This is a genomic window from Georgenia sp. M64, from assembly GCF_038049925.1.
Taxonomy (GTDB): domain Bacteria; phylum Actinomycetota; class Actinomycetes; order Actinomycetales; family Actinomycetaceae; genus Georgenia.
Genome location: NZ_CP145809.1, coordinates 1,910,671 through 1,933,120, shown reverse-complemented (window position 1 = coordinate 1,933,120; position 22,450 = coordinate 1,910,671). Strand labels below are relative to the sequence as shown.

The 22,450-nt window shown below is 74.2% G+C and carries 20 protein-coding genes; 18 read left to right on the top strand and 2 right to left on the bottom strand.

Features of this window, described 5'->3' with window-relative positions; genetic code table 11:
• The first annotated feature begins 8 nt into the window (after positions 1–8).
• The 5 genes from AAEM63_RS08800 to nusB all read left to right on the top strand — a co-directional run bounded on the left by AAEM63_RS08800 (position 9) and on the right by nusB (position 3,032).
• Positions 9–524: a shikimate kinase gene (locus AAEM63_RS08800; RefSeq protein ID WP_341361158.1), complete on the top strand. Its 516-nt coding sequence runs from the start codon at positions 9–11 to the stop codon at positions 522–524.
• 267 nt (positions 525–791) lie between these two features.
• Positions 792–1,526, top strand: a complete 735-nt coding sequence (locus tag AAEM63_RS08795) for a hypothetical protein (RefSeq protein WP_341361157.1) — start codon at positions 792–794, stop codon at positions 1,524–1,526.
• On the top strand, positions 1,523–1,903 hold the full coding sequence (locus tag AAEM63_RS08790; RefSeq protein ID WP_341361156.1) for a hypothetical protein: 381 nt from the start codon (positions 1,523–1,525) through the stop codon (positions 1,901–1,903). Before AAEM63_RS08795 ends, AAEM63_RS08790 begins: the two co-directional genes overlap by 4 nt.
• Positions 1,904–1,971: 68 nt before the next feature.
• Entirely contained in the window at positions 1,972–2,532 is a 561-nt protein-coding gene (gene efp, locus AAEM63_RS08785; protein ID WP_123918710.1) for an elongation factor P, read from the top strand.
• A gap of 74 nt (positions 2,533–2,606) precedes the next feature.
• Entirely contained in the window at positions 2,607–3,032 is a 426-nt protein-coding gene (gene nusB / locus AAEM63_RS08780; RefSeq protein ID WP_123918708.1) for a transcription antitermination factor NusB, read from the top strand.
• Between the two features lie 57 nt (positions 3,033–3,089).
• Here nusB and aroD read toward each other — a convergent pair whose 3' ends face one another.
• Positions 3,090–3,959: a type I 3-dehydroquinate dehydratase gene (aroD, locus tag AAEM63_RS08775; RefSeq protein WP_341361155.1), complete on the bottom strand. Its 870-nt coding sequence runs from the start codon at positions 3,957–3,959 to the stop codon at positions 3,090–3,092.
• A 119-nt stretch (positions 3,960–4,078) separates the two neighbouring features.
• Between aroD and AAEM63_RS08770 the strand changes: the two genes are divergently transcribed.
• The 7 genes from AAEM63_RS08770 (at position 4,079) to pyrF (ending at position 13,299) form a co-directional block, all read left to right on the top strand.
• Positions 4,079–4,558: a CinA family protein gene (locus tag AAEM63_RS08770; RefSeq protein WP_341361154.1), complete on the top strand. Its 480-nt coding sequence runs from the start codon at positions 4,079–4,081 to the stop codon at positions 4,556–4,558.
• Between the two features lie 118 nt (positions 4,559–4,676).
• Positions 4,677–5,228 carry a bifunctional pyr operon transcriptional regulator/uracil phosphoribosyltransferase PyrR gene (gene pyrR / locus AAEM63_RS08765; RefSeq protein ID WP_341361153.1) on the top strand — a complete coding sequence of 184 codons (552 nt, stop codon included), beginning with the start codon at positions 4,677–4,679 and terminating at the stop codon, positions 5,226–5,228.
• Positions 5,225–6,229: an aspartate carbamoyltransferase catalytic subunit gene (locus AAEM63_RS08760; RefSeq protein WP_341361152.1), complete on the top strand. Its 1,005-nt coding sequence runs from the start codon at positions 5,225–5,227 to the stop codon at positions 6,227–6,229. Before pyrR ends, AAEM63_RS08760 begins: the two co-directional genes overlap by 4 nt.
• Entirely contained in the window at positions 6,226–7,542 is a 1,317-nt protein-coding gene (locus AAEM63_RS08755) for a dihydroorotase (RefSeq protein ID WP_341361151.1), read from the top strand. Before AAEM63_RS08760 ends, AAEM63_RS08755 begins: the two co-directional genes overlap by 4 nt.
• Positions 7,539–8,882, top strand: coding sequence for a glutamine-hydrolyzing carbamoyl-phosphate synthase small subunit (gene carA, locus AAEM63_RS08750; protein ID WP_341361150.1), 1,344 nt, complete (start codon positions 7,539–7,541; stop codon positions 8,880–8,882). Before AAEM63_RS08755 ends, carA begins: the two co-directional genes overlap by 4 nt.
• The gene (gene carB, locus AAEM63_RS08745) at positions 8,882–12,301 is read left to right on the top strand and encodes a carbamoyl-phosphate synthase large subunit (RefSeq protein WP_341361149.1); all 3,420 of its coding nucleotides are present in this window, start codon (positions 8,882–8,884) and stop codon (positions 12,299–12,301) included. Before carA ends, carB begins: the two co-directional genes overlap by 1 nt.
• The gene (gene pyrF / locus AAEM63_RS08740; protein WP_341361148.1) at positions 12,301–13,299 is read left to right on the top strand and encodes an orotidine-5'-phosphate decarboxylase; all 999 of its coding nucleotides are present in this window, start codon (positions 12,301–12,303) and stop codon (positions 13,297–13,299) included. Before carB ends, pyrF begins: the two co-directional genes overlap by 1 nt.
• 823 nt (positions 13,300–14,122) lie before the next feature.
• On the opposite strand, the gene AAEM63_RS08735 is transcribed toward pyrF, so the two are convergent.
• Positions 14,123–15,613 (bottom strand): DUF222 domain-containing protein, encoded by a 1,491-nt coding sequence (locus tag AAEM63_RS08735; protein ID WP_341361147.1) that lies wholly within the window; start codon positions 15,611–15,613, stop codon positions 14,123–14,125.
• A gap of 573 nt (positions 15,614–16,186) precedes the next feature.
• On the opposite strand from AAEM63_RS08735, the gene mihF reads away from it, so the two are divergent.
• The 6 genes from mihF to AAEM63_RS08705 all read left to right on the top strand — a co-directional run bounded on the left by mihF (position 16,187) and on the right by AAEM63_RS08705 (position 22,428).
• Positions 16,187–16,498, top strand: coding sequence for an integration host factor, actinobacterial type (gene mihF / locus AAEM63_RS08730; protein ID WP_341361146.1), 312 nt, complete (start codon positions 16,187–16,189; stop codon positions 16,496–16,498).
• 343 nt (positions 16,499–16,841) lie between these two features.
• Positions 16,842–17,444, top strand: coding sequence for a guanylate kinase (gene gmk, locus AAEM63_RS08725; protein WP_341361145.1), 603 nt, complete (start codon positions 16,842–16,844; stop codon positions 17,442–17,444).
• 67 nt (positions 17,445–17,511) lie between these two features.
• Entirely contained in the window at positions 17,512–17,775 is a 264-nt protein-coding gene (rpoZ, locus tag AAEM63_RS08720) for a DNA-directed RNA polymerase subunit omega (protein ID WP_123918681.1), read from the top strand.
• 58 nt (positions 17,776–17,833) lie between these two features.
• Complete coding sequence (coaBC, locus tag AAEM63_RS08715; protein WP_341361342.1) at positions 17,834–19,069, top strand: bifunctional phosphopantothenoylcysteine decarboxylase/phosphopantothenate--cysteine ligase CoaBC; 1,236 nt, start codon at positions 17,834–17,836, stop codon at positions 19,067–19,069.
• Positions 19,066–20,274, top strand: a complete 1,209-nt coding sequence (gene metK, locus AAEM63_RS08710) for a methionine adenosyltransferase (protein WP_341361144.1) — start codon at positions 19,066–19,068, stop codon at positions 20,272–20,274. The genes coaBC and metK overlap by 4 nt, the downstream gene beginning before the upstream one ends.
• A 111-nt stretch (positions 20,275–20,385) precedes the next feature.
• Positions 20,386–22,428: a primosomal protein N' gene (locus tag AAEM63_RS08705; RefSeq protein WP_341361143.1), complete on the top strand. Its 2,043-nt coding sequence runs from the start codon at positions 20,386–20,388 to the stop codon at positions 22,426–22,428.
• Positions 22,429–22,450 lie beyond the last annotated feature (22 nt).

The following is a 22,450-nucleotide window of genomic DNA, read 5'->3' as shown; positions in this document are numbered from 1 at the left end:
GTTCCCCGGTGACCCCCATCCCCACCCTCGTCCTCCTCGGTGCCCCCGGTGCCGGGAAGTCCACGGTCGGCGCGCTCCTCGCGGAGCGACTGGGGCTCGAGCTCCTCGACACCGACGACCTCCTCGCGGCACGGGTGGGCACGGACGTGGGGGAGTTCTTCCTCGACGCCGGCGAGGAGCGGTTCCGCGAGGTCGAGGCCGAGGTGGCCGCGGCCGCGCTGGGCCGGCCGGGCGTGGTCGCCCTGGGCGGCGGGGCCGTCCCGGGCGTGGCCCAGCGCCTCGAGGCCTACCGCGCCGACGGCGGGACGGTCGTCTTCCTCGACGTCTCTCTCGCGGCGGCCATGCCACGGGTCGGCCTCAACGCCCCGCGGGCGGTCGTCGTGGGATCCCCGCGCGCCCAGTACGCCGCGATGGCGAACGCGCGCCGGCCCGTCTACGCAGCCGCGGCCGACGCCGTCGTCGACACCTCGTCCCTCAGCCCGACCGAGGTCGCCGAGGCCGTCCTGGCCGTCCTGCGGGGTTGATGACGGTCGGCGTCGAGACGGCGACGCGCCCACCGGCCGGGGCACGCGTGACATGGCTGCGGGCAGCCGGCTTCCGGTAGGACAAGGCCATGGACTCGATGGCAACACATCAAGCGAGGAACCTTGATCGTCGGGACGGACACGTCCCTGGGCTCACACATTCGTTTCCGGCATCGCGGTGCGCGGCGCAGCCACCCCGACCCGCCACTCCGGGCGATCAAGCCCCAACCCTTGACCTGCCGCAGTCTAGTCCCTAGGCTTGATCCTATGTTCGTGCTCACCGCAGACCAGCACGCGAGCAAGGTACGTGGCGACAAGGTCGCCGCACTGCTCGACGCGCAGGAGGGGTGGGACCGCGCCCACGCGGACGCCGTCGTCCTCCCTCTCGAGCGGACCGTGGGCGACGAGGTCCAGATCGTCCTGTCGGACCCCTCCGCCGCCGTCGACCTGGCGCTGCACCTCATCCGGCTGGGCGAGTGGGCCGTCGGGATCGGCGCCGGTCCGACCGACGCACTGGCGGAGACCTCCCGGGCCAGCTCGGGACCGGCGTTCGTCCACGCCCGTACCGCCGTCGAGCGGGCCCGGGGACGGGCCGTGCCGGCGCCGGTGGTCGTCACCGGCGAGGACACCTCGGCCGCCGAGCGGGCGACCGCCCTCCTGCAGCTCCTCGCCGCCGTCGTGCGCCGTCGCTCGGCTCCCGGCTGGGAGGTGGCGGACCTGCTCGTGGGCGGGGCCCTGCAGAAGGACGTCGCCGCGACGCTGGGCATCAGCGAGCAGGCCGTGAGCCAGCGCGTGCGCTCGGCCATGATCGAGGAGGAGCGCGCCGTCCGGCCCCTGGCCGCGGAGCTCCTCACCGGCGCCGTGGGACCGTCCGGGACCGGCCCCCAGGCACGGTCCCGGACCGGCACCGACACCGGCACCGGCACCGGCACCGGCAACGGCAACGGCAACGGCAACGGCAACGGCAACGACACCCCACGCGTCCCGAAGGAGAACAGGTGAGTTCGACCACAGGCCTCCAGGCGGGCGTCGTCATCGCCGTGCTGCTGCTCTCGGCCCTGCTGGGCCGGGTGATCGTCGGTGCCACCCTGCGGCGCGTGGAGCCGGGGCCGGTCATCCCCGGCGTGCTGCGCGGGGGCACCTGGATCGGCATGCTCGAGCGCTTCGCGATCACCGGCGGCGTCCTCGCCGGCTACCCCGAGACGGTCGCCGTCGTGCTGGCCGTCAAGGGCCTCGGCCGCTACCCCGAGCTGCGTGAGGCCCATCCCGACAAGCGCAGCCCCGCCGCGGAACGGTTCATCATCGGCACACTGGCGAGCTACATCTGGGCCGCCCTCCTCGGCGTCGTCGGCGTGCTGGTGCTCGGCGCGGTATCCTGACCGGCGCTGCCCGGCGCCCGGCGACCGGTGGCGCGACCAGCACTCGACGACAGGAACGGCAGAGAAACGTGGCGACGACGAACGACCTGAAGAACGGCCTCGTGCTCAACATCGACGGACAGCTCTGGCAGGTCGTCGAGTTCCAGCACGTCAAGCCGGGCAAGGGCCCCGCCTTCGTCCGCACCAAGCTCAAGAACGTCATGTCGGGCAAGACCGTCGACAAGACCTTCAACGCGGGCATCAAGGTCGAGACCGCGACGGTCGACCGCCGCGACATGCAGTTCCTGTACAAGGACGGCACCGACTTCGTCTTCATGGACTCCGAGACGTACGAGCAGATCCACGTCCCGGCCGAGACGGTCGGCGACGCCGCAAACTTCCTCCTGGAGAACCAGGAGGCCATCGTGGCCACGCACGAGGGCACGGTGCTCTTCGTCGAGCTGCCCGCCTCCGTCGTCCTCGAGATCACCTACACCGAGCCGGGCCTGCAGGGCGACCGCTCCTCGGCCGGCACCAAGCCCGCCACCGTGGAGACCGGCTACGAGATCCAGGTCCCGCTGTTCCTCGAGATCGGCACCAAGGTCAAGGTGGACACCCGCTCGGGCGACTACCTCGGTCGCGTCAGCTGACCGGCCGCCCGGGCCGACCGGCCTGATCGCGACCACACGCACGACCAGGAGCACGAGCACCAGAGAGGACCTCCGTGGCCGCACGCACCAAGGCCCGACGCCGGGCGTTGGACGTCCTGTTCGAGGCCGACCAGAAGGGCCGTGGTGACACGGCCGACGACCTGCTCGCCCTCCTGGAGGAGCGCAAGCAGATCACGGTCGCGCAGGGCCCCTTCCCGCCGTACGCGGCGGAGATCGTCACCGGTGTCGCCGCGCACGGCGGCGAGATCGACGAGCTGCTGCGCACCTACTCCCAGGGCTGGTCGCTCGAGCGGATGGCGGCGGTCGACCGGGCCATCCTCCGCCTGGGCGCGTGGGAGCTCCTCTACAACGACGACGTCCCCGACGCGGTCGCCGTCGACGAGGCGGTCAACCTCGCCACCGAGCTGTCCACGGACGAGTCCCCGTCGTTCGTCAACGGGCTGCTCGCCCGGCTGATGGAGATCAAGCCCACCCTCTGAGGCAGGCTCACCGGCCACCCCGGCAGGCTCACCGGCCACCCCGGCAGGCGCACCGGCTCACCCCAGCAGGCGCAGCACCCGGTTCAGCTCGCCCACCGGCACCTGACCGGGGGCCGACGCCGCGCCGACGCTCCCGAAGGTGGCGGCCGAGCCGAACACCCCACCCACGAGCCGCGAGGCCACTCCCACCCGGCCCATCGCCATGGTGATGAGCGGACGGTCCGTCCGGCGGCTCATCGTCCATGTGGCGTCGAGCAGGGTCAGCACGTCCCCGGCGTCCCGGGGGGTCGCAGCGAGCTTGGCGACGTCGGCCCCGAGCTCGACCATCCGCTCCAGGCGGTCGAGGATCTCCTGCGTCGCCGGGGTGCCGGCGAAGTCGTGGGTGGACATGACGACGGCGACACCCGCCTCGTGGGCGGCCGCGACGACCCGCCGCACCTGCCGCTCGTCCCGGAACAGCTCGACGTCGACGGCGTCGACCAGGCCCGACCGGGCGACCGCGATCGTGAGGTCGGCGTAGTCCTCGTCCGCGATCGCCGCCGCGCCGCCCTCCGCGGCGGTGCGGAAGGTGAAGAGCACGGGCAGGTCGCCGGCCTCGGCGGCGATCATCCGGCCGGCCGCGAGCACGTCGGGCACGAGCGCGTCGGCCACTCGCGCGTCGGCCGCGGGCCTGTCGGCAGCGGGCCCGTCGGCCGCGGGCCCGTCGGCAGCGGGCCCGTCGGGCCCGACCCCCCGGGCCAGGTGGTCCGCCCGCCACTCCACGACGTCGACGACGCTGCTGGCGTCGTGCCCGTCTGGACCTGCGCGCACCGCCCGCACGGCGCGCACCTCGTCGACGAGGCTCGCGGCGTCGGCACCGGTGAGTGGGACGATCACCTTCGTCGGGTCCTCGCCGAGGACGACGTTCTTGAGTCGGACCGTGCGCACCGTGCTCCTCCGCCGCTGGGCCGGACCTCCCGGCCCGCCGAGCGTATCGGCGGGGCGGGTCCCGGGCCGGGACGCCCACACCGTGCGGGACCCGGAGGGGCCGGGCATCATCGGGCTCCATGACCACGATCATCGACGGCGCGCAGCCGCTCCTCGACGAGATCGCCGCCCGGGCACGGACCTCGGGCCTGACGGTCGCGGTGGCCGAGTCCCTCACGGCCGGGCTGCTGGCCACCCAGCTCGGCGCCGCCGAGGAGGCGTCCACCTGGTTCGCCGGCGGCGTGGTGTCCTACCTCGACGAGGTCAAGTTCACGGTCCTGGGCGTGGCCCCCGGCCCGGTGGTCACGGCGAGGTGTGCGGAGCAGATGGCCGACGGCGTCGCCCGCCTCACCGGTGCGGACGTCACGGCCTCGGTCACGGGCGTCGGCGGTCCCGGGCCGCAGGAGGGACGACCCGCCGGGACGGTGTTCGTCGGCGGGCACCTGCGCGGCACCGCCCGCCACGAGGAGCACCACCTGCCCGGCGACCCCCAGGACGTCCTCACCGGCACGGTCCTGCGCGCGCTCGAGATGCTGCGGCGTCTGCTCGACGAGGCGTGAGCGGCGCCACGGTGCCGACCCGCGGACAGCGCGGGGAACGCGCCGAGCCAGGGCGTACCATCGGCGCTGTCCGACATCCTTTAACACCCGTCCCGTGAGGCGGGGAAGGAGGTCCATCGTGACCAGCACGCCCCGACAGGTCCTCTCCGACGCCGACGTCTCCCGGTCCCTCACCCGGATCGCGCACGAGATCCTCGAACGCAACCACGGCAGCGAGGACGTCGTCGTCCTGGGCATCCCGACCCGCGGCGTCCCGCTCGCGGAGCGCGTCGCCCGGCGCATGGCCGGCACCGAGGGCGGCCGGGAGATCCCGGTCGGGTCCCTCGACATCACCATGTACCGCGACGACCTCCGGTCCCACCCCACCCGGCCGCTGGGCCCGACGTCGCTCCCACCGGGCGGGATCGACGACAAGGTCGTCGTCCTCGTCGACGACGTCCTCTTCTCCGGCCGGACGGTCCGCGCCGCCCTGGACGCCCTCCAGGACCTCGGGCGCCCCCGGGCCGTCCAGCTCGCCGTCCTCGTCGACCGCGGCCACCGGGAGCTGCCCATCCGCGCCGACTACGTGGGGAAGAACCTGCCCACCGCCCGCAGCGAGCGGGTGAGCGTGCAGCTCTCGGAGATCGACGGCTCGGACGACGCCGTGACGATCGCGGGGGAGGCACGATGAGGCACCTCCTCTCCGCCGCCGACCTCGACCACGACACGGCCGTCGGCGTCCTCGACACCGCCGAGGCGATGGCCGCCACCCAGGGCCGGACGATGAAGAAGCTGCCCACCCTGCGCGGCCGCACGGTCGTCAACCTCTTCTTCGAGGACTCCACCCGCACGCGGATCTCCTTCGAGGCGGCCGCCAAGCGACTGAGCGCCGACGTCATCAACTTCTCCGCGAAGGGCTCCTCGGTGTCCAAGGGCGAGTCCCTCAAGGACACCGCCCAGACCCTGCAGGCGATGGGCGCCGACGGCGTCGTCATCCGGCACCAGGCCTCCGGCGCCCCCCACCGGCTCGCCCACTCGGGCTGGATCGACGTCCCGGTCCTCAACGCCGGCGACGGCACGCACCAGCACCCCACCCAGGCCCTGCTCGACGCGTTCACCCTGCGCCGCCACCTCCACGCCCGCGACGTCATCGCGTCGGACGCGGCCGGCGCCACCCCCGCCCCGACCGGCTCCGACCTCGCCGGGACGTCGGTGGTCATCGTCGGCGACGTCCTCCACTCGCGCGTCGCCCGGTCGAACGTCCAGCTCCTCTCCACCCTGGGGGCGAGGGTCACCCTCGTCGGCCCGCCCACCCTGCTCCCGGTCGGCATGGACGGCTGGCCCGCGACGGTCCGCTACGACCTCGACGAGGCCGTCGAGGCCGACGCCCCCGACGCGGTGATGATGCTGCGCGTCCAGCGCGAGCGGATGTCCAGCGCCGGCGGCGGGTTCTTCCCCTCGCCGCAGGAGTACCACCGCCGCTACGGCCTGGACGGCCCGCGGCTGCGGGCGCTGCCCGAGCACGCCATCGTCATGCACCCGGGACCGATGAACCGCGGCCTGGAGATCAGCGCCGAGGCCGCCGACTCCCCGCGCTCGACCATCGTCGAGCAGGTCGCCAACGGCGTCTCGGTCCGCATGGCCGTGCTGTACCTGCTCCTGTCCGGGGGCACCGACGGAGGGATCTCATGACCGACCACCTCGTCCGCGGCGCGCGCCTCCTCGGCGGCGACCCGGCCGACCTGCTCCTGCGTGAGGGCCGTATCGCCGCCGTCGGTGCCGACGCCGCCCGTGCGGCCGGGCGCGACGCGGTCGTCGTCGACGCCGACGGCCTCGTCGCGCTGCCCGGTCTGGTCGACCTGCACACCCACCTGCGCGAGCCCGGCCGGGAGGACACCGAGACGGTCGCGACCGGGACGCGTGCCGCCGCGCTCGGCGGCTTCACCGCGGTGCACGCCATGGCCAACACCTCCCCGGTCGCGGACACCGCCGGGGTCGTCGAGCAGGTGTGGAACCTCGGCCGCGAGGCCGGCTGGGCCGACGTCCACCCCGTCGGTGCCGTCTCCGTCGGCCTCGAGGGCAAGGTGCTGGCCGAGCTCGGGGCCATGGCCCAGTCCGCCGCCCGCGTGCGGGTGTTCTCCGACGACGGCCGGTGCGTGGCGGACCCCGTCCTCATGCGACGCGCCCTGGAGTACGTCAAGGGCCTCGACGGCGTCATCGCCCAGCACGCCCAGGAGCCGCGCCTGACCGAGGGCGCCCAGATGCACGAGGGGGCCGTCTCCGCCGAGCTCGGCCTCGCCGGCTGGCCGGCGGTGGCGGAGGAGTCGATCATCGCCCGCGACGTCCTCCTCGCCGAGCACGTCGGCTCCCGCCTGCACGTGCTCCACCTGTCCACGGCCGGGTCGGTCGACATCGTCCGGTGGGCCAAGGCCCGCGGCATCGCGGTGACGGCGGAGGTCACCCCGCACCACCTCCTCCTCACCGACGAGCTCGCCCGCAGCTACGACCCGCTGTTCAAGGTCAACCCGCCGCTGCGCACCGCCGAGGACGTCGAGGCGGTCCGGGCGGGCCTGGCCGACGGCACCATCGACACGGTCGGCACCGACCACGCCCCGCACGCGGCCGAGGACAAGGACTGCGAGTGGGCGGCCGGCGCCTTCGGCATGACCGGGCTGGAGACCGCCCTGTCGGTCGTCCAGGAGGTCATGGTCGACAGCGGCCGCACGACCTGGGCCGACGTCGCACGCGTCATGTCCGAGGCGCCGGCCCGGATCGGCCGCGTCACCGGCCACGGCCGGCCCCTCGCCGTCGGCGAGCCGGCCAACCTCACCCTCGTCGACCCCGCCGCGCGTCGGGTCGTCGACCCGGCCGTCCAGGCCACCCGCAGCCGCAACACCCCGTACGCCGGCCGGGAGCTCCCCGGCCGGGTGGTCGCGACGTTCCTGCGGGGACGTCCCACCGTTCTCGACGGCGCCCCCGTGGCGCGTGAGGAGGCAGGCGCATGAGCGCCCCCATCAGCCAGGCATCGGGCACGGCCCCCCGCGGCGCCCTGCGCGAGCCCGCGCTCATCGTCCTCGAGGACGGTCTCGTCCTGCGTGGCAGCGCCTACGCCGCCACCGGCCGCACGGTCGGCGAGATCGTCTTCTCCACCGGGATGACCGGCTACCAGGAGACCCTCACCGACCCGTCCTACCACCGCCAGATCGTCGTCATGACGGCCCCGCACATCGGCAACACCGGCGTCAACGACGAGGACCCGGAGTCGCACCGGATCTGGGTGGCCGGGTTCGTCGTGCGCGACGCCGCCCGCCGGGCGTCGTCGTGGCGCTCCCAGCGCGAGCTGGAGGACGAGCTCGCCGAGCAGGGCGTCGTGGGGATCTGCGACGTCGACACCCGGGCCCTGACCCGGCACCTGCGCGAGCGCGGGGTCATGCGCGCCGGCATCTTCTCCGGCGCCGCCCTGCCCGCGGGCGCCGAGAACCTCACCGAGCAGGCCACCGAGGTGCTCCTCGACGTCGTCCGGGAGTCCCCGGAGATGCTCGGTGCCGACCTCGCGCGCGAGGTCAGCACCGAGGCCGCGTACACCGTCGAGCCCACCGACGACCGCGCCGGCGAAGCGGTCGCGACCGTCGTCGCCGTCGACCTCGGCATCAAGTCCCGCACGCCGCAGCAGCTCGCCGCTCGGGGGGTGCGCGTGCACGTCGTCCCGCAGTCGGTGACCCTCGCCGAGGTGCTGGCCCTGAAGCCCGACGGGGTGTTCTTCTCCAACGGCCCCGGCGACCCCGAGGCCGCCACCCACGAGGTCGACCTCCTGCGCGGGGTCCTCGACGCCGGCCTGCCGTTCTTCGGCATCTGCTTCGGCAACCAGCTCCTCGGCCGGGCGCTCGGGTACGGCACGTACAAGCTCGAGTACGGCCACCGCGGGGTCAACCAGCCGGTCCTGGACCGCGAGACCGGCAAGGTGGAGATCACCGCGCACAACCACGGCTTCGCCGTCGACGCCCCCATCGGCGAGCCGTCCACCGCACCGTTCGAGGGCGGGCGGTACGGCCGCGTGGAGGTCTCGCACGTGGGTCTCAACGACAACGTGGTCGAGGGCCTGCGCGCCCTGGACATCCCCGCCTTCTCGGTGCAGTACCACCCCGAGGCGGCGGCCGGCCCGCACGACGCGGAGCACCTCTTCGACCGGTTCGTCCGGCTCATGCTCGCCGAGCGGGGGGAGGCCGCGCCCGCCGGCCTGACCGCCGGCACGGGGACGCCGGCGACTCATCCGGTCGACCGCACGGCCACCGACAGCACCACCACCGGCCCCGCCGGCACCACCGACGAGAGCGAGAACAGCTGATGCCCCGGCGCACCGACATCTCCAGCGTCCTGGTCATCGGCTCCGGGCCGATCGTCATCGGCCAGGCCGCCGAGTTCGACTACTCCGGCACCCAGGCCGTGCGCGTGCTGCGCGAGGAGGGCATGCGGGTCATCCTCGTCAACTCCAACCCGGCCACGATCATGACCGACCCCGAGATGGCCGACGCCACGTACGTCGAGCCGATCACCCCCGAGGTCGTCGCCACGATCATCGCCAAGGAGCGCCCCGACGCCCTCCTGCCCACCCTGGGCGGGCAGACGGCCCTCAACACGGCCATCGCCCTGCACGAGGCCGGTGTCCTGGAGGAGTTCGGCGTGGAGCTCATCGGCGCCTCCATCGACGCGATCAACCTCGCCGAGGACCGGGAGGCCTTCAAGGGCGTCGTCGAGCGGTGCGGGGCGGAGAGCGCCCGGTCGGTCATCACCCACAGCCTCGAGGAGTGCCACGCCGCCGCCGAGGAGCTGGGCTACCCGCTCGTCGTGCGGCCCTCCTTCACCATGGGCGGCCTGGGCTCCGGCATGGCGTACACCCCCGAGGACCTCACCCGGATCGCCGGCGCGGGCCTGCACTACTCGCCCACCACCGAGGTGCTGCTCGAGGAGTCCATCCTCGGCTGGAAGGAGTTCGAGCTCGAGCTCATGCGCGACAAGGCGGACAACGTCGTCGTCGTGTGCTCGATCGAGAACGTCGACCCCGTCGGCGTGCACACCGGCGACTCGATCACCGTCGCGCCGGCCCTGACGCTCACCGACCGCGAGTACCAGAAGCTGCGCGACGTCGGCATCGCCATCATCCGCGAGGTGGGCGTCGACACCGGCGGCTGCAACGTCCAGTTCGCGGTCGACCCCGCGACGGGGCGCGTCGTCGTCATCGAGATGAACCCGCGCGTCTCGCGCTCCTCGGCGCTGGCGTCGAAGGCGACCGGGTTCCCCATCGCCAAGATCGCCGCCCGCCTCGCCGTGGGTTACACCCTCGACGAGATCCCCAACGACATCACCGGCTCCACCCCGGCGAGCTTCGAGCCCACGCTCGACTACGTCGTCGTCAAGGTGCCGCGGTTCGCGTTCGAGAAGTTCCCCGCCGCCGACCCCACCCTCACCACCACCATGAAGTCGGTGGGGGAGGCGATGGCGATGGGCCGCAACTTCACCGAGGCGCTGCAGAAGGCCCAGCGCTCGATCGACAAGAGCGGCACGAGCTTCCACTGGGACGGCCCGGCCCCCGACGCCGAGGCGACGGCGGCCCTCCTGGAGTCGGTGCGCACCCCCACCGAGACACGCCTGGTCGACGTCCAGCAGGCGCTGCGCGGCGGCGCCACCGTCGAGGAGGTGTTCGAGGCGACGGCGATCGACCCGTGGTTCCTCGACCAGCTCGTCCTCATCGAGGAGGTCGCCGAGGCGGTCCGCACCGCGCCGGCCCTCACCGAGCGGGTGCTGCGCCTGGCCAAGCGCAACGGCTTCTCCGACCTGCAGATCGGCCGGCTGCGCGGGCTGGGGGAGGAGGCGGTCCGCGAGGTGCGCCACGCCTACGGCCTGCGCCCGGTGTACAAGACGGTCGACACCTGCGCCGCCGAGTTCGCCGCCCGCACGCCCTACCACTACTCGGCGTACGACCTCGAGACCGAGGTCGCCCCGCGCGAGCGCGAGGCCGTGATCATCCTCGGCTCGGGGCCGAACCGGATCGGCCAGGGCATCGAGTTCGACTACTCCTGCGTCCACGCCGCCCTGGCGCTGGCGGAGAAGTACGAGACCGTCATGGTCAACTGCAACCCCGAGACGGTCTCGACGGACTACGACATCTCCGACCGGCTCTACTTCGAGCCGCTGACGTTCGAGGACGTCCTCGAGATCTACCACGCCGAGCTCGCCGCCGGTCCCGTGGCCGGCGTCGTGGTCCAGCTGGGCGGTCAGACCCCGCTGTCGCTGGCCCAGCGGCTGGCCGACGCGGGCGTGCCCATCATGGGCACCTCGCCGGAGTCGATCGACCTCGCCGAGGACCGCGGGGCGTTCGGCGCGGTGCTGGGACGGGCCGGCCTGCCGGCGCCGGCGTTCGGGACCGCGACCTCGCCCGAGCAGGCCCTCGAGGTCGCCGCGGCCATCGGCTTCCCCGTCCTCGTGCGCCCGAGCTACGTCCTGGGCGGTCGCGGGATGGAGATCGTCTACGACGAGCCCGGGCTGCGCGACTACATCGCGCGCTCGGCCGTCGAGGCCGGTGACGCCACCCGGCGGGTGGCACCCCTGCTCATCGACCGTTTCCTCGACGACGCCATCGAGATCGACGTCGACGCGCTCTACGACGGCACCGAGCTCTACCTCGGCGGGGTCATGGAGCACATCGAGGAGGCGGGCATCCACTCGGGCGACTCCGCGTGCGTCCTGCCCCCCGTGACGCTCTCCCAGACGGAGATCGCCCGGATCCGCCGCTCCACCGAGGCGATCGCGGAGGGCGTGGGCGTGCACGGCCTCATCAATATCCAGTTCGCGCTCGTCTCCGACGTCCTCTACGTCATCGAGGCGAACCCGCGGGCGTCGCGGACGGTGCCCTTCGTCGCCAAGGCCACCGGCGTCCCGCTGGCCAAGGCCGCCTCGCTGGTCATGGCGGGGGAGAGCATCGCCTCCCTGCGCGAGCGGGGGATCCTGCCCGTCGACGACGGCGGGGTGCTCGACCTCGACTCGCCCATGGCGGTCAAGGAGGCCGTGCTGCCGTTCAAGCGGTTCGCCACCGCCCGCGGGACGATCGTGGACACCCTCCTCGGGCCCGAGATGCGCTCGACGGGCGAGGTCATGGGCTTCGACGTGGACTTCCCGCGTGCGTTCGCCAAGTCCCAGTCCGCGGCGTACGGCGGTCTGCCGACGACGGGGCGGGTGTTCGTCTCGGTCGCGGACAGGGACAAGCGATCGATCATCTTCCCGGTCAACCGGCTCGTCGAGCTGGGCTTCGAGATCCTCGCGACCGAGGGCACGGCCGGGGTGCTGCGCCGCTACGGCATCCACGCCACCGTGGTGCGCAAGGCGTCCCAGGGCCGCGGCCCCGAGGGTGAGCCGACGATCATCGACCTCATCTCCGACGGAGACGTCGACATGGTCATCAACACACCCAGCGGTCAGGGTGCGCGTGCCGACGGCTACGAGATCCGGGCGGCGACGACCGCGGCGGACAAGCCGATCATCACCACCGTCCAGGAGTTCGGCGCCGCCGTGCTCGCCGTGGAGGCCCTGACGGCCGGACCGTTCCGGGTGCGCAGCCTCCAGGACCACGACGCCGCTCGTCTCGTCCGCCGTGAGGCTTCCTCGTCCGCGTCAGCGGCGCTCGTCGGGGCGGCAGCCGCGGTCACGTCAGCCTCGGCGGGCTCAGCCACGTCGTCCCCGGCCGGGTCCTCCGCCGCCGGGACGCGCTGATGGCGCCGTCCGTACCCGCCGTGCCGCGCCGGGTCCTGGTGCCGTTCGGAGCCCGGCTCGCCGCGGCGATGGCCGCTCAGGGTCCGCTCTGCGTCGGCATCGACCCGCATCCCGGGCTCCTTCGCGCCTGGGGACTCGATGACGACGTGGAGGGGCTTCGCCGCTTCTCGCTCGGAGTGGTCGAGGCGCTCGGTGGCCGCGTGGCTGCTCTCAAGCCGCAGTCGGCGTTCTTCGAGCGCCACGGCTCGGCGGGCGTCGCCGTCCTGGAGGAGGTCCTGGCGGCCGCCGCGGCGTCCGGCACCCTCACCGTCCTCGACGTCAAACGAGGCGACATCGGATCGACGATGGCCGGCTACGCCGACGCTTATCTGCGCGACGGCTCGCCCCTGGCCGCGGACGCCGTCACTCTCTCGCCCTATCTGGGGTTCGGCTCGCTGCGCCCGGCGCTGGATCTCGCCCGGGAGACCGGCCGCGGCATCTTCGTCCTGGCGCTGACGTCCAACCCCGAGGGCGCCTCGATCCAGCACGCGCTCGACGGTGGTGTCGCCGTGGCCGCGCGGATCGCCGAGAGCGCGGCGGCCGAGAACGCGGCGGCCGAGAACGCGGCTGATTCCGCTGCCGCTGACCCGGCAGCCACCGAGGTCGCCTCGACCGCCGCGGCTGCTGCCGCCGCCGGTGACCCGGCAGCCACCGTGGTCGCCTCGACCGCCGCGCCCGCGCAGCTGGGCTCGGTGGGCCTGGTGGTGGGTGCGACCACCGGTTCGGCAGTCGCTGACCTGGGCGTCGACCTCACCCGCATGGGCGGGGCCATCCTGGCCCCCGGCGTCGGTGCCCAGGGCGCCGGAGCGCGAGAGCTCGCGGAGGTGTTCGGTCCGGCGCGCCGCCAGGTTCTCGCCTCGACGTCGCGCGCGGTCCTGGCGGCTGGTCCGGAGGCCGGTTCGCTGCGTTCGGCGCTTGCCGCGGCGGTGGATCAGGTGCGCGAGGCGCTTCAGGCCTGAGCCGCCGCGAGACCGGCGGCGCGTGGTCGACGACGGAGAACGGCACCCCCGTTCGTCACCGTGTGCCGCTCACGCTCGGTCCAGAACGGAGAGCGGTCACACTCGTCGTCACTGTGGAGCCGCTCGATGCGGCAGGTCTCGGGAGCTCACCGTTCGGCTCGCGCGCGATCCGCCCCGGCACTCGTGGCCGGTACGTCCCGCGCCCGCTTCGCACGTGCGCACCTGCGCTTGTCCGGTGGATCGCGCGTCCGGCGCGGCTGGTGTCCTGGCCGTCGTGGTCAGAAGGGCGGGTCGGCGGTCTTGGTGTAGCGGGGGTCGAGCATGGTGTTGCCGTCCCAGGGCCCGGTGTCCCACAGGTCTGGCTGAGCGTGGTGGGCCCGCGCCGAGGTTCGCCCACTCCGCTCGCGCGGCTCTCGCCCGGCCGGATGGTCTGCGGGCGTGGTCGTTCCGGGTCTCGGCGGTCCGTCGGGCCTGCCCGGAGGTCCGCTGCCCGGTCGCCCGGTCTGGGGCGGGCCCGTAGGCAGGGCCCGCGTTCGGTCCGGCGTGTCCGGCACCGTCCCGGCTCCCGCCGCTGGGTTCGGTGCGGCCGTGGTTCGGCCCGGAGCGTCCGGTGCGACGCTGGGTGACCCGGGCGTGTCCGGGCGGGACCATGCCGCCGTCCCCGGCGGGGACCCGCGGGTGTTTCCGTCAACGGGGTGCCCCTGACCTGGGGGGCCGGTCGCTCCGGGCGGCGAGCCACAACCACCCTCACCGGCGCCGGCGTCCGGGTCCGTTCCGGACAAGTCGAGGGAATGCCGCTGCGCCGCTGGGGGCGGGGCGTTGGTCAGGGTCGGCGGCCAGGACGCGAGGAGGGCCGCTTCAGCCCGTCCGCGGTGCAGCGCGGCGGGGTGAGGCCGTCGCCGCCGTCCCGCCGTCGCCCAGCGGTCCTCGCGGGGCGTCGGGTCGTGCCGATGGGACGCCCGTCACGGTGCTGGAAGTCGTACCCGTCAGCCAGGATCGTCACGCTGACGTGCTCGTCGTGGATGCGGTGATGGTGGAAGCTGCACACCGTCAGCCCCAGCTCGACCGAGGTCGGCCCACCCCGGGAGTACCACCACAGGTGATGCACCTCGCACCAGGACGCCCGGATCGCACACCCCGGCCACTGACAGTGCCGATCCCGCGTCGTCACCGCCCGACGCAGCTCCTTGGCGTAGGTGCGCTGGGTCTGTCCCACGTCCAACGGCACTCCCGTCGCGTCCACGACCATCCGGGTGACCTCGCAGTCACACATCAACCGCTCCAGCTCACCCAACGGGATCACCGTGCCGTCCTCGAGCTCGCCAGGATCGACGTCCGGCAAGCCGGCCACAGCGGCGCCCGGGCCGGCAGCGCCCGGGCCGGCAGCGCCCGGGCCGCTGGCGCGCGGGCCGGGTCGGCCGGAGACGAATGTGCAGCCGACCTCAGGCCGCGCCCCGCCGGTGAGCCCGAACACAGCCCCGGCCGGCGTGTCCGAGGCGCCCGTGCCGTCGTCTCCGCGGCTTCCGTCAGCGCCGTCACATTCGCGGCTTCCGTCAGCGCCGGCGGCGGGGTCGGCGCTCGCGTGCTGCCGGCGCCAGAGGCGCAGCGCCGCCCACGTGCGGTCCTGGACGAGCAGCGCCAGGTGCGGGCGGACCTGCGCCCCGGTCAGGTCGTTCCCCACCTGCAGGACCCGCCCGGCCATCATCACCAGCGCGTCAGCCCACCGCTGCTCACGCGAGCGCGTGTCGTCCTTCGCCGGGGTCCCGACCACCGCGTCGAGCGCCGTCTCGACAATCACCGCCCCGACATCGTCGAGGAACCACTCACCGCGCCGACCCCCACCCGCGACCCTCGCGGTGGTGACCTTGCGGCGCCGCCACACCGCCGTGTAGCTCTCCTGCGCCGCCTGCGCATCGATCCGCGCCGCGACCTTGCGCGCCTCCCGGGCCAGCTCCGGCGCCGACAACGACTTGCCCCGCTCGACCAGATCCGCCACCACCGCACCGGTCAACGACTCCTTGACCTCGCGCGACCCGCCCGCCCGCACCCGCGCCAACACCCTCGCGTGCTCCAGCGTCAGCTCACCGCCGGCCACCGCCGCGGCGACCTCGGGCATCAGTTCCAGCCCCTCCGCGACCTGCAGCTCACCCAGCGCCGCCCCCCGCCCGGCGCCGGTGACCCGGGCCCGCCAGTCCGGGAAGTCCCGGTCCCGCCCGGTCGACCACGACCCGCCCTGCCAGTGCGCGAGGAGAACCTCACCCCGGTAGAGCGTCAGCTCCCGCAGCGCCGCGTCCAGCCCCTCGATCACCGCCACCCGCTCATCATCAGACCACCCCGCCGCGCCCGACCCCGCAGCCCCGGCGCGCAGACCCGCGACCGCCGACCGCACCTCCGCGACCAGGCCCGACGGCGAACAGCTCTCAGACGGTCCCAGCGACAGCATCGGCGTTCCGGAGCCCGCAGACGACCCGGAGCCTGCCGACCCCGCCGACCCTCCCGCCGACACCGCGGGTGAACCCGCCCCGGCCGACGACACGGGCGATCCCTGCGCCGGCACCACGGCCTCCGCCACCAGGACCACCCCCTCTCACCGGCCGACCGACCGAGTGGAACGTCTGTACGAGACGCTAGACCGGCCCACCGACATCGGCGCAACGGGTGTGGACAACCCGAGGCACGCAACCATGAGGAGAGATGCACCGGTGGAGCACAGCAGCCGTGATCACCACCTGACCGTCGTAGCGGCACACCACGGAGGACCCAGGAATTCAGATGCCCAGGACCGCAAACCTCAGCCGTTGCCGGACCCCGGGGGAGTCGCTACGTTCAGCACAACGTCGCTGATGACGTCCGTGCTATGTCCCTGCGACCCGACGAGGTGACCGCCGTGGCACTGCCCCCGCTGACCCCGGAACAGCGAGCCGACGCCCTGCGGAAGGCGGCTGCCGCCCGAGCCACACGCGCCGAGGTCAAGAACAAGCTGAAGTACTCCCAGGTCAAGCTCTCCGAGGTCCTCGAGGCCGCCCAGACGGACGACGCGCTCGGCAAGCTCAAGGTCGTCTCGCTCCTCGAATCCATGCCCGGCGTGGGGAAGGCCACCGCCCGGAACCTCATGGCCGAGATCGGCATCTCCGAGGCGCGGCGTGTCCGAGGCCTTGGTCCGCACCAGAGCGCCGCGCTCGTCGACCGCTTCGGCTGAGCTCGCGCGCGCGGGCCGCTGCGGCGCCCGCGCCGGTCGACGTTCCACCGCGACGGGCTGCACGATCTGCATCTGACCATCCCAGTCGGTCAACACCGGGTTGCGCCGCGACGCGCGGACCGGCGGGCCGGGCAGGTCAGGGCAGCCGGGCAGGTCAGGGCGAGTCCGGGCAGGTCAGGGCGGCCGGGCGAGTCCGGGCGGGTCAGGGCGGGTCAGGGCGGGTCCGGGCCGCCGGGCGGGTCCGGGCGGGTCAGGGCGGTCGGGCGGGTCCGGGCGGGCCAGGCGAACCGTGACAGCCCCTGGCCGCGAGACCCTGTCAGCCGCCGATGGCAGGATGTCCGCCATGACCGACGCCCTCCCGACAAGCCTGCCCGTGACCCGGCCGGACGCCGCGCGCCTGACCGTCCTGTCCGGTCCCACCGCGGTGGGCAAGGGAACGGTGATGGCCGAGATGCGCCGTCGCCACCCCGACCTGTGGATCTCCGTCTCGGCCACGACGCGACCGCCACGTCCGGGCGAGGTCGACGGCGTCCACTACCACTTCATCAGCCCCAAGCGCTTCGACGAGCTGGTGACCTCCGGGCAGATGCTCGAGTGGGCGGTCGTGCACGGCCGCAACCGGTACGGCACCCCCCGCCTGCCGGTCGAGGAACAGCTGTCGGCCGGCCGGCCCGTGTTCGTCGAGGTCGACCTCCAGGGCGCGCGGCAGGTCCGCGCGGCGATGCCGGAGGCCCGGTTCGTGTTCCTGGCGCCGCCGGACTTCGACGAGCTCGTGCGCAGGCTCGTCGGACGCGGCACCGAGAGCGAGGAGGAGCGGGCGCGCCGTCTGGCCACCGCCCGGGAGGAGCTCGCCGCCGTCGCCGAGTTCGACCACGTCGTCGTCAACGACGACGTGACGCGCGCCACGGACGAGGTGCTGGCACTGATGGGCCTGGCCGCCAGGTAGACTGGGCGGCTGTATGCGTGCGCGCGCCCAGCGGCAGCGCACCCCCGGCTGGAAGAGAAGGTCACGCATGTACGGAACCGTCGCCGCCCCCGAGGGCATCACCGACCCGCCCATCGACGAGCTGCTCGAGAAGGTCGACTCCAAGTACGCCCTGGTGATCTACGCGGCCAAGCGCGCCCGTCAGATCAACACCTACAACGCCCAGCTGCAGGAGGGCCTCCTGGAGTTCGTCGGCCCGCTCGTGCCCGCCGCGCAGGAGGACAAGCCGCTCTCCATCGCGATGCGCGAGATCAACGAGGGCATGCTCACCCTCACCCCCATCGAGGAGTGACCGACCGGTCATGACCGACGACGTGCGCGCCGCCCCCGGCACCCCGGGTGGCGGCGCGCTGCGCATCGTCCTCGGGGTGACCGGCGGGATCGCCGCCTACAAGGCCGCCTACCTCCTTCGCCGCTTCCGCGAGGCGGGCCACCGCGTCCGGGTCGTCCCCACCGAGGCGGCGCTGCAGATGGTGGGCCGCCCCACGTGGGAGGCCCTCTCGGGCGAGCCGGTGCGCACCTCCGTCTTCGACGACGCCGAGCACGTCGACCACGTGGCCCTGGGCCGCAGCGCCGACCTCGTCGTCGTGGCCCCGGCAACGGCGGACCTGCTGGCACGCGCCGCCACCGGCATGGCGGACGACCTGCTCACCGCGACCCTGCTCACCGTCACCTGCCCGGTGCTGCTCGCTCCCGCGATGCACACCGAGATGTGGCTCCACCCCGCCACGCAGGCCAACGTGGCCACCCTGCGAGCACGCGGCACGCACGTCCTCGACCCCGAGGTCGGCCGCCTCACCGGAACCGACACCGGGGCCGGACGCCTGCCCGAGCCCGAGGCGATCGCGGCCGCCGCCCTGGCCCTCGTGGGCCGGCCGAGCCCGACGGCGGACCTCGCCGGCCTCGAGGTCGTGGTCTCCGCCGGCGGCACCCGCGAACCCCTGGACCCGGTGCGTTTCCTCGGGAACCGCTCCTCCGGACGACAGGGGATCGCCCTGGCCGCCGCCGCGGCACGCCGCGGCGCCAGGGTCACCCTCGTCGCCGCCAATGTCGACGCCGCCCTCACCGCCCCGCTCGGCGCCCTGACCGTCGTGCCCGTCGAGACCACCGCCGAGCTGCGCGAGGCGGTGCGCGACGCCGCCCGGTCGGCCGACGTCGTCGTCATGGCCGCGGCCGTCGCGGACTTCCGCCCGACCACGAGCGCGACCCACAAGATCAAGAAGACCCACGGCAGCGCGCCCGCCCCGATCACCCTCGTGGAGAACCCGGACATCCTCGCCGAGCTCGCCGCCGAGAGGCTTCGCCCGGGCCAGGTCGTCGTGGGCTTCGCCGCCGAGACCGGCGACGACGACGCGGACGTCCTCGAGCACGGCCGGGCCAAGGCCCGCCGCAAGGGGGCGGACCTCATGGCCGTCAACGCGGTCGGCACCGCGTCCGGGTTCGGCGACGTCCCGAACGCCGTGACGGTCCTGGACGCCGGCGGCCAGGTCGTCACCCGCGCCGAGGGCACCAAGGACGACGTCGCCGACGCCCTGCTGGACGCCGTCGCGGCCCGTCTCACGGCGGCGACTACGATCGTCCGGTGACCTCAGCCCCCCGCCTGCGCCAGTTCACCTCCGAGTCGGTGACCGAGGGACACCCCGACAAGGTCTGCGACCGCATCTCCGACTCCATCCTCGACGCCCTCCTCGAGCAGGACCCCGACGCCCGGGTGGCCGTCGAGACCGTCGTGACCACGGGTCTGGTGCACGTGGTGGGGGAGGTGACCACCGAGGCGTACGTCGAGATCCCCCAGATCGTGCGCGACGAGGTCAACCGCATCGGCTACACCTCCTCCGCGGTCGGCTTCGACGGCGACTCCTGCGGCGTCTCGGTCTCGATCGGCCAGCAGTCCCCGGACATCTCCGCGGGCGTGAGCAAGTCGCTGGAGATCCGGGACGACGCGAGCGACCACGACCCGCTCGACCTGCAGGGCGCGGGCGACCAGGGCCTGATGTTCGGCTACGCCTGCGACGACACCGCCCAGCTCATGCCGCTGCCCATCCACCTCGCGCACCGCCTCGCCGAGCGCCTGGCCGCCGTGCGGCGCGAGGGGATCCTCCCGGGCCTGCGCCCCGACGGCAAGACCCAGGTGACCATCGGCTACGAGGGCGACCGCGCCGTCGACCTGCAGACCCTCGTCGTCTCGACCCAGCACGACGAGGACGTCACCCAGCGGTGGCTGCGCTCGGCCGTCGCCGAGGAGGTCGTCACCCCGGTGCTCGCCCAGCTCGACCTCGACCTCGACATCGCCCGGCACGACCTGCTGGTCAACCCGACCGGCAAGTTCGTCGTCGGCGGACCCATGGGCGACGCCGGCCTGACCGGGCGCAAGATCATCGTCGACACCTACGGCGGCATGGCCCGCCACGGCGGCGGGGCGTTCTCGGGGAAGGACCCCTCGAAGGTCGACCGGTCCGGCTCGTACGCGATGCGGTGGGTGGCCAAGAACGTCGTCGCCGCCGGGCTCGCGCGCCGGTGCGAGGTGCAGGTGGCGTACGCGATCGGCAAGGCCCACCCGGTCGGCCTGTTCGTCGAGACGTTCGGCACCGAGAGCGTTCCGGTGCACAAGATCGTCGACGCCGTGCACGAGGTCTTCGACCTGCGCCCGGCCGCGATCGTCCGCGACCTGGACCTGCTGCGGCCCATCTACCGCCACACCTCCGCCTACGGCCACTTCGGCCGCGAGCTCCCCGAGTTCACCTGGGAGCGGACCGACCGCGCCGAGGCGCTGCAGGAGTTCGTGGCCTGAGGGTCCGGCCGAGCCCGGCCCGGAACGTCACGGCAGGTCCGGGTGCCGCGACCAGGCGGCGTCCGTGTGCTGTGAGCGTCCCTGTCCCCGGGCCGTGATGAGATGGCACCCATGACGACGGCGGGACGGCAGGAGGCACTCCTCGACCTGCCCGCGGCCGCACCGGTGCGGGTCGACGGCGGCGACGTCACCGACCCGGTCGCCCGCGTCGTCGTCGACGTCCCGCTCGCCCACCTCGACCACCCCTTCGACTACCTGGTCCCGCCGGCCATGGCGCAGGACGCGCTGCCGGGGACGCGCGTGCACGTGCGCTTCGCCGGCCAGGACCGACCCGGCTACGTCCTCGAGCGACGCTCCGACACCGACCACGGCTCGGTCCTGAGCCCGCTGCGCCGCGCCGTCTCGCCGGTGCCGGTGCTCACGCCCGCGGTCCTGCGCCTGTGCCGCGCCGTCGCGGACCGGTACGCCGGCACCCTCGTCGACGTCGTCCGCCTGGCCGTGCCGCCCCGGCACGCGACGACCGAGCGCTCGGTCCTCGAGAAGGCGGTGCCGCCGGCCGACGCCGTGGTCGACGCGCCGGAACCCGGCCCGTGGACCGACCTCACCGGCGGCCCGGCGTTCCTGCGGCACCTCGCCGACGGCGCCAGCCCCCGCGCGGTGTGGACGGCCGCCCCCGCAGCAGCGACCCCGCCCGCCGGCTGGGAGAGCGCGCTCGCCCTCGCCGCGCGCGCCACGCTCGGCTCAGGCCGAGGCGTCCTCGTCGTCGTGCCCACCTCGCGCCAGGTGGAGGCGGTCACCGCCGCGCTCACCGCCGAGCTCGCCGCGGAGCCGGTCGTGCGCCTCGTCGCCGAGGACGGCCCGGCCCGGCGCTACCGCAGCTTCCTCCGGGTGCTGCGCGGCGAGGCGCGGGTGGTCGTGGGCACCCGCGCCGCAGCGTTCGCCCCGGTGCGGCGCCTCGGTCTCGTCGCCTGCTTCGACGACGGCGACGACCGCCTCGCCGAGCCTCGCGCGCCCTACCCGCACGCCCGGCAGGTCCTGGTCCTGCGTGCCGAGCAGGAGGGCGCCGCGCTCCTGCTGGGCGGGCACACGCGCACGGTGGAGGCCCAGCTCCTCGTCGAGACCGGCTGGGCGCACCCGGTCCAGCCGCCCCGCGCGGTCGTGCGCCGTGCCGCACCGCGGGTCGAGGCTCCCACCGACGTCGACCTGGCCCGGGAGGGCCCCGCCGCCGCGGCCCGCATCCCGCACGCCGCGTGGCAGCTCGCCCGCACCGCGCTCGAGACCGGGCCCGTCCTCGTCCAGGTGCCACGCTCGGGGTACCTGCCGGTCGTCGCGTGCGCCCGGTGCCACGAGCCGGCGCGGTGCCGCGCCTGCCACGGACCGCTCCGGCTCGACCGCGCCGGCGCCGTGCCCGCCTGCTCGTGGTGCGGCCGGCCCGCGGTCGACTGGTCGTGCGGCACCTGCGCGCACACGGCGCTGCGCGCGGTACGGGTCGGCTCGGGCCGGACAGCCGAGGAGCTCGGACGGGCCTTCCCCTCGGTGCCGGTCGTCGTCTCGGGCACCTCCGCGGCCCACGGGGTGGTCGAGACCGTGGACGACCGTCCCCGGCTCGTGGTCGCGACCCCGGGCGCGGAGCCGGTGGCCCGCGGCGGCTACACCGGCGCCCTCCTGCTCGACGGTGCGGTCCTGACCTCCCGACCGGAGCTCTGGGCCTCGGCCGAGGCGCTGCGGCGGTGGACCGGGGCAGCCGCGCTCGTCCGCGCCGCGGCGGACGGCGGACGCGTCATGCTCCTGGGTCGGCCCGCGCCGGTCCCGGCGCAGGCGCTCGTGCGCTGGGACCCCGCCGGCTTCGCCGCACGCGAGCTCGCCGAGCGGACCGAGCTGTCCTTCCCCCCGGCCGTCCGGCTCGCGATCGTCGAGGGCCCGGCGGCGGCGGTGCGCTCGTTCCTCGACCACCTCCGCACCGGGGAGGGGCTGCCCGGGCTGGAGATCCTGGGACCGGTCCCGGCCGACGACGGCGTCCGGGCGGTCGTGCGGGTGGGGCGCCGGCACGGGGCGGGTCTGGGCCGGCGGCTCGCCCAGGCCTCGGCCGTGCGCAGCGCCCGGAAGGAGGAGGGCTCGGTCCGGGTCCAGGTGGACCCCCCGGACCTGTGGTGACCGGCACCTAGACTTGCCGACC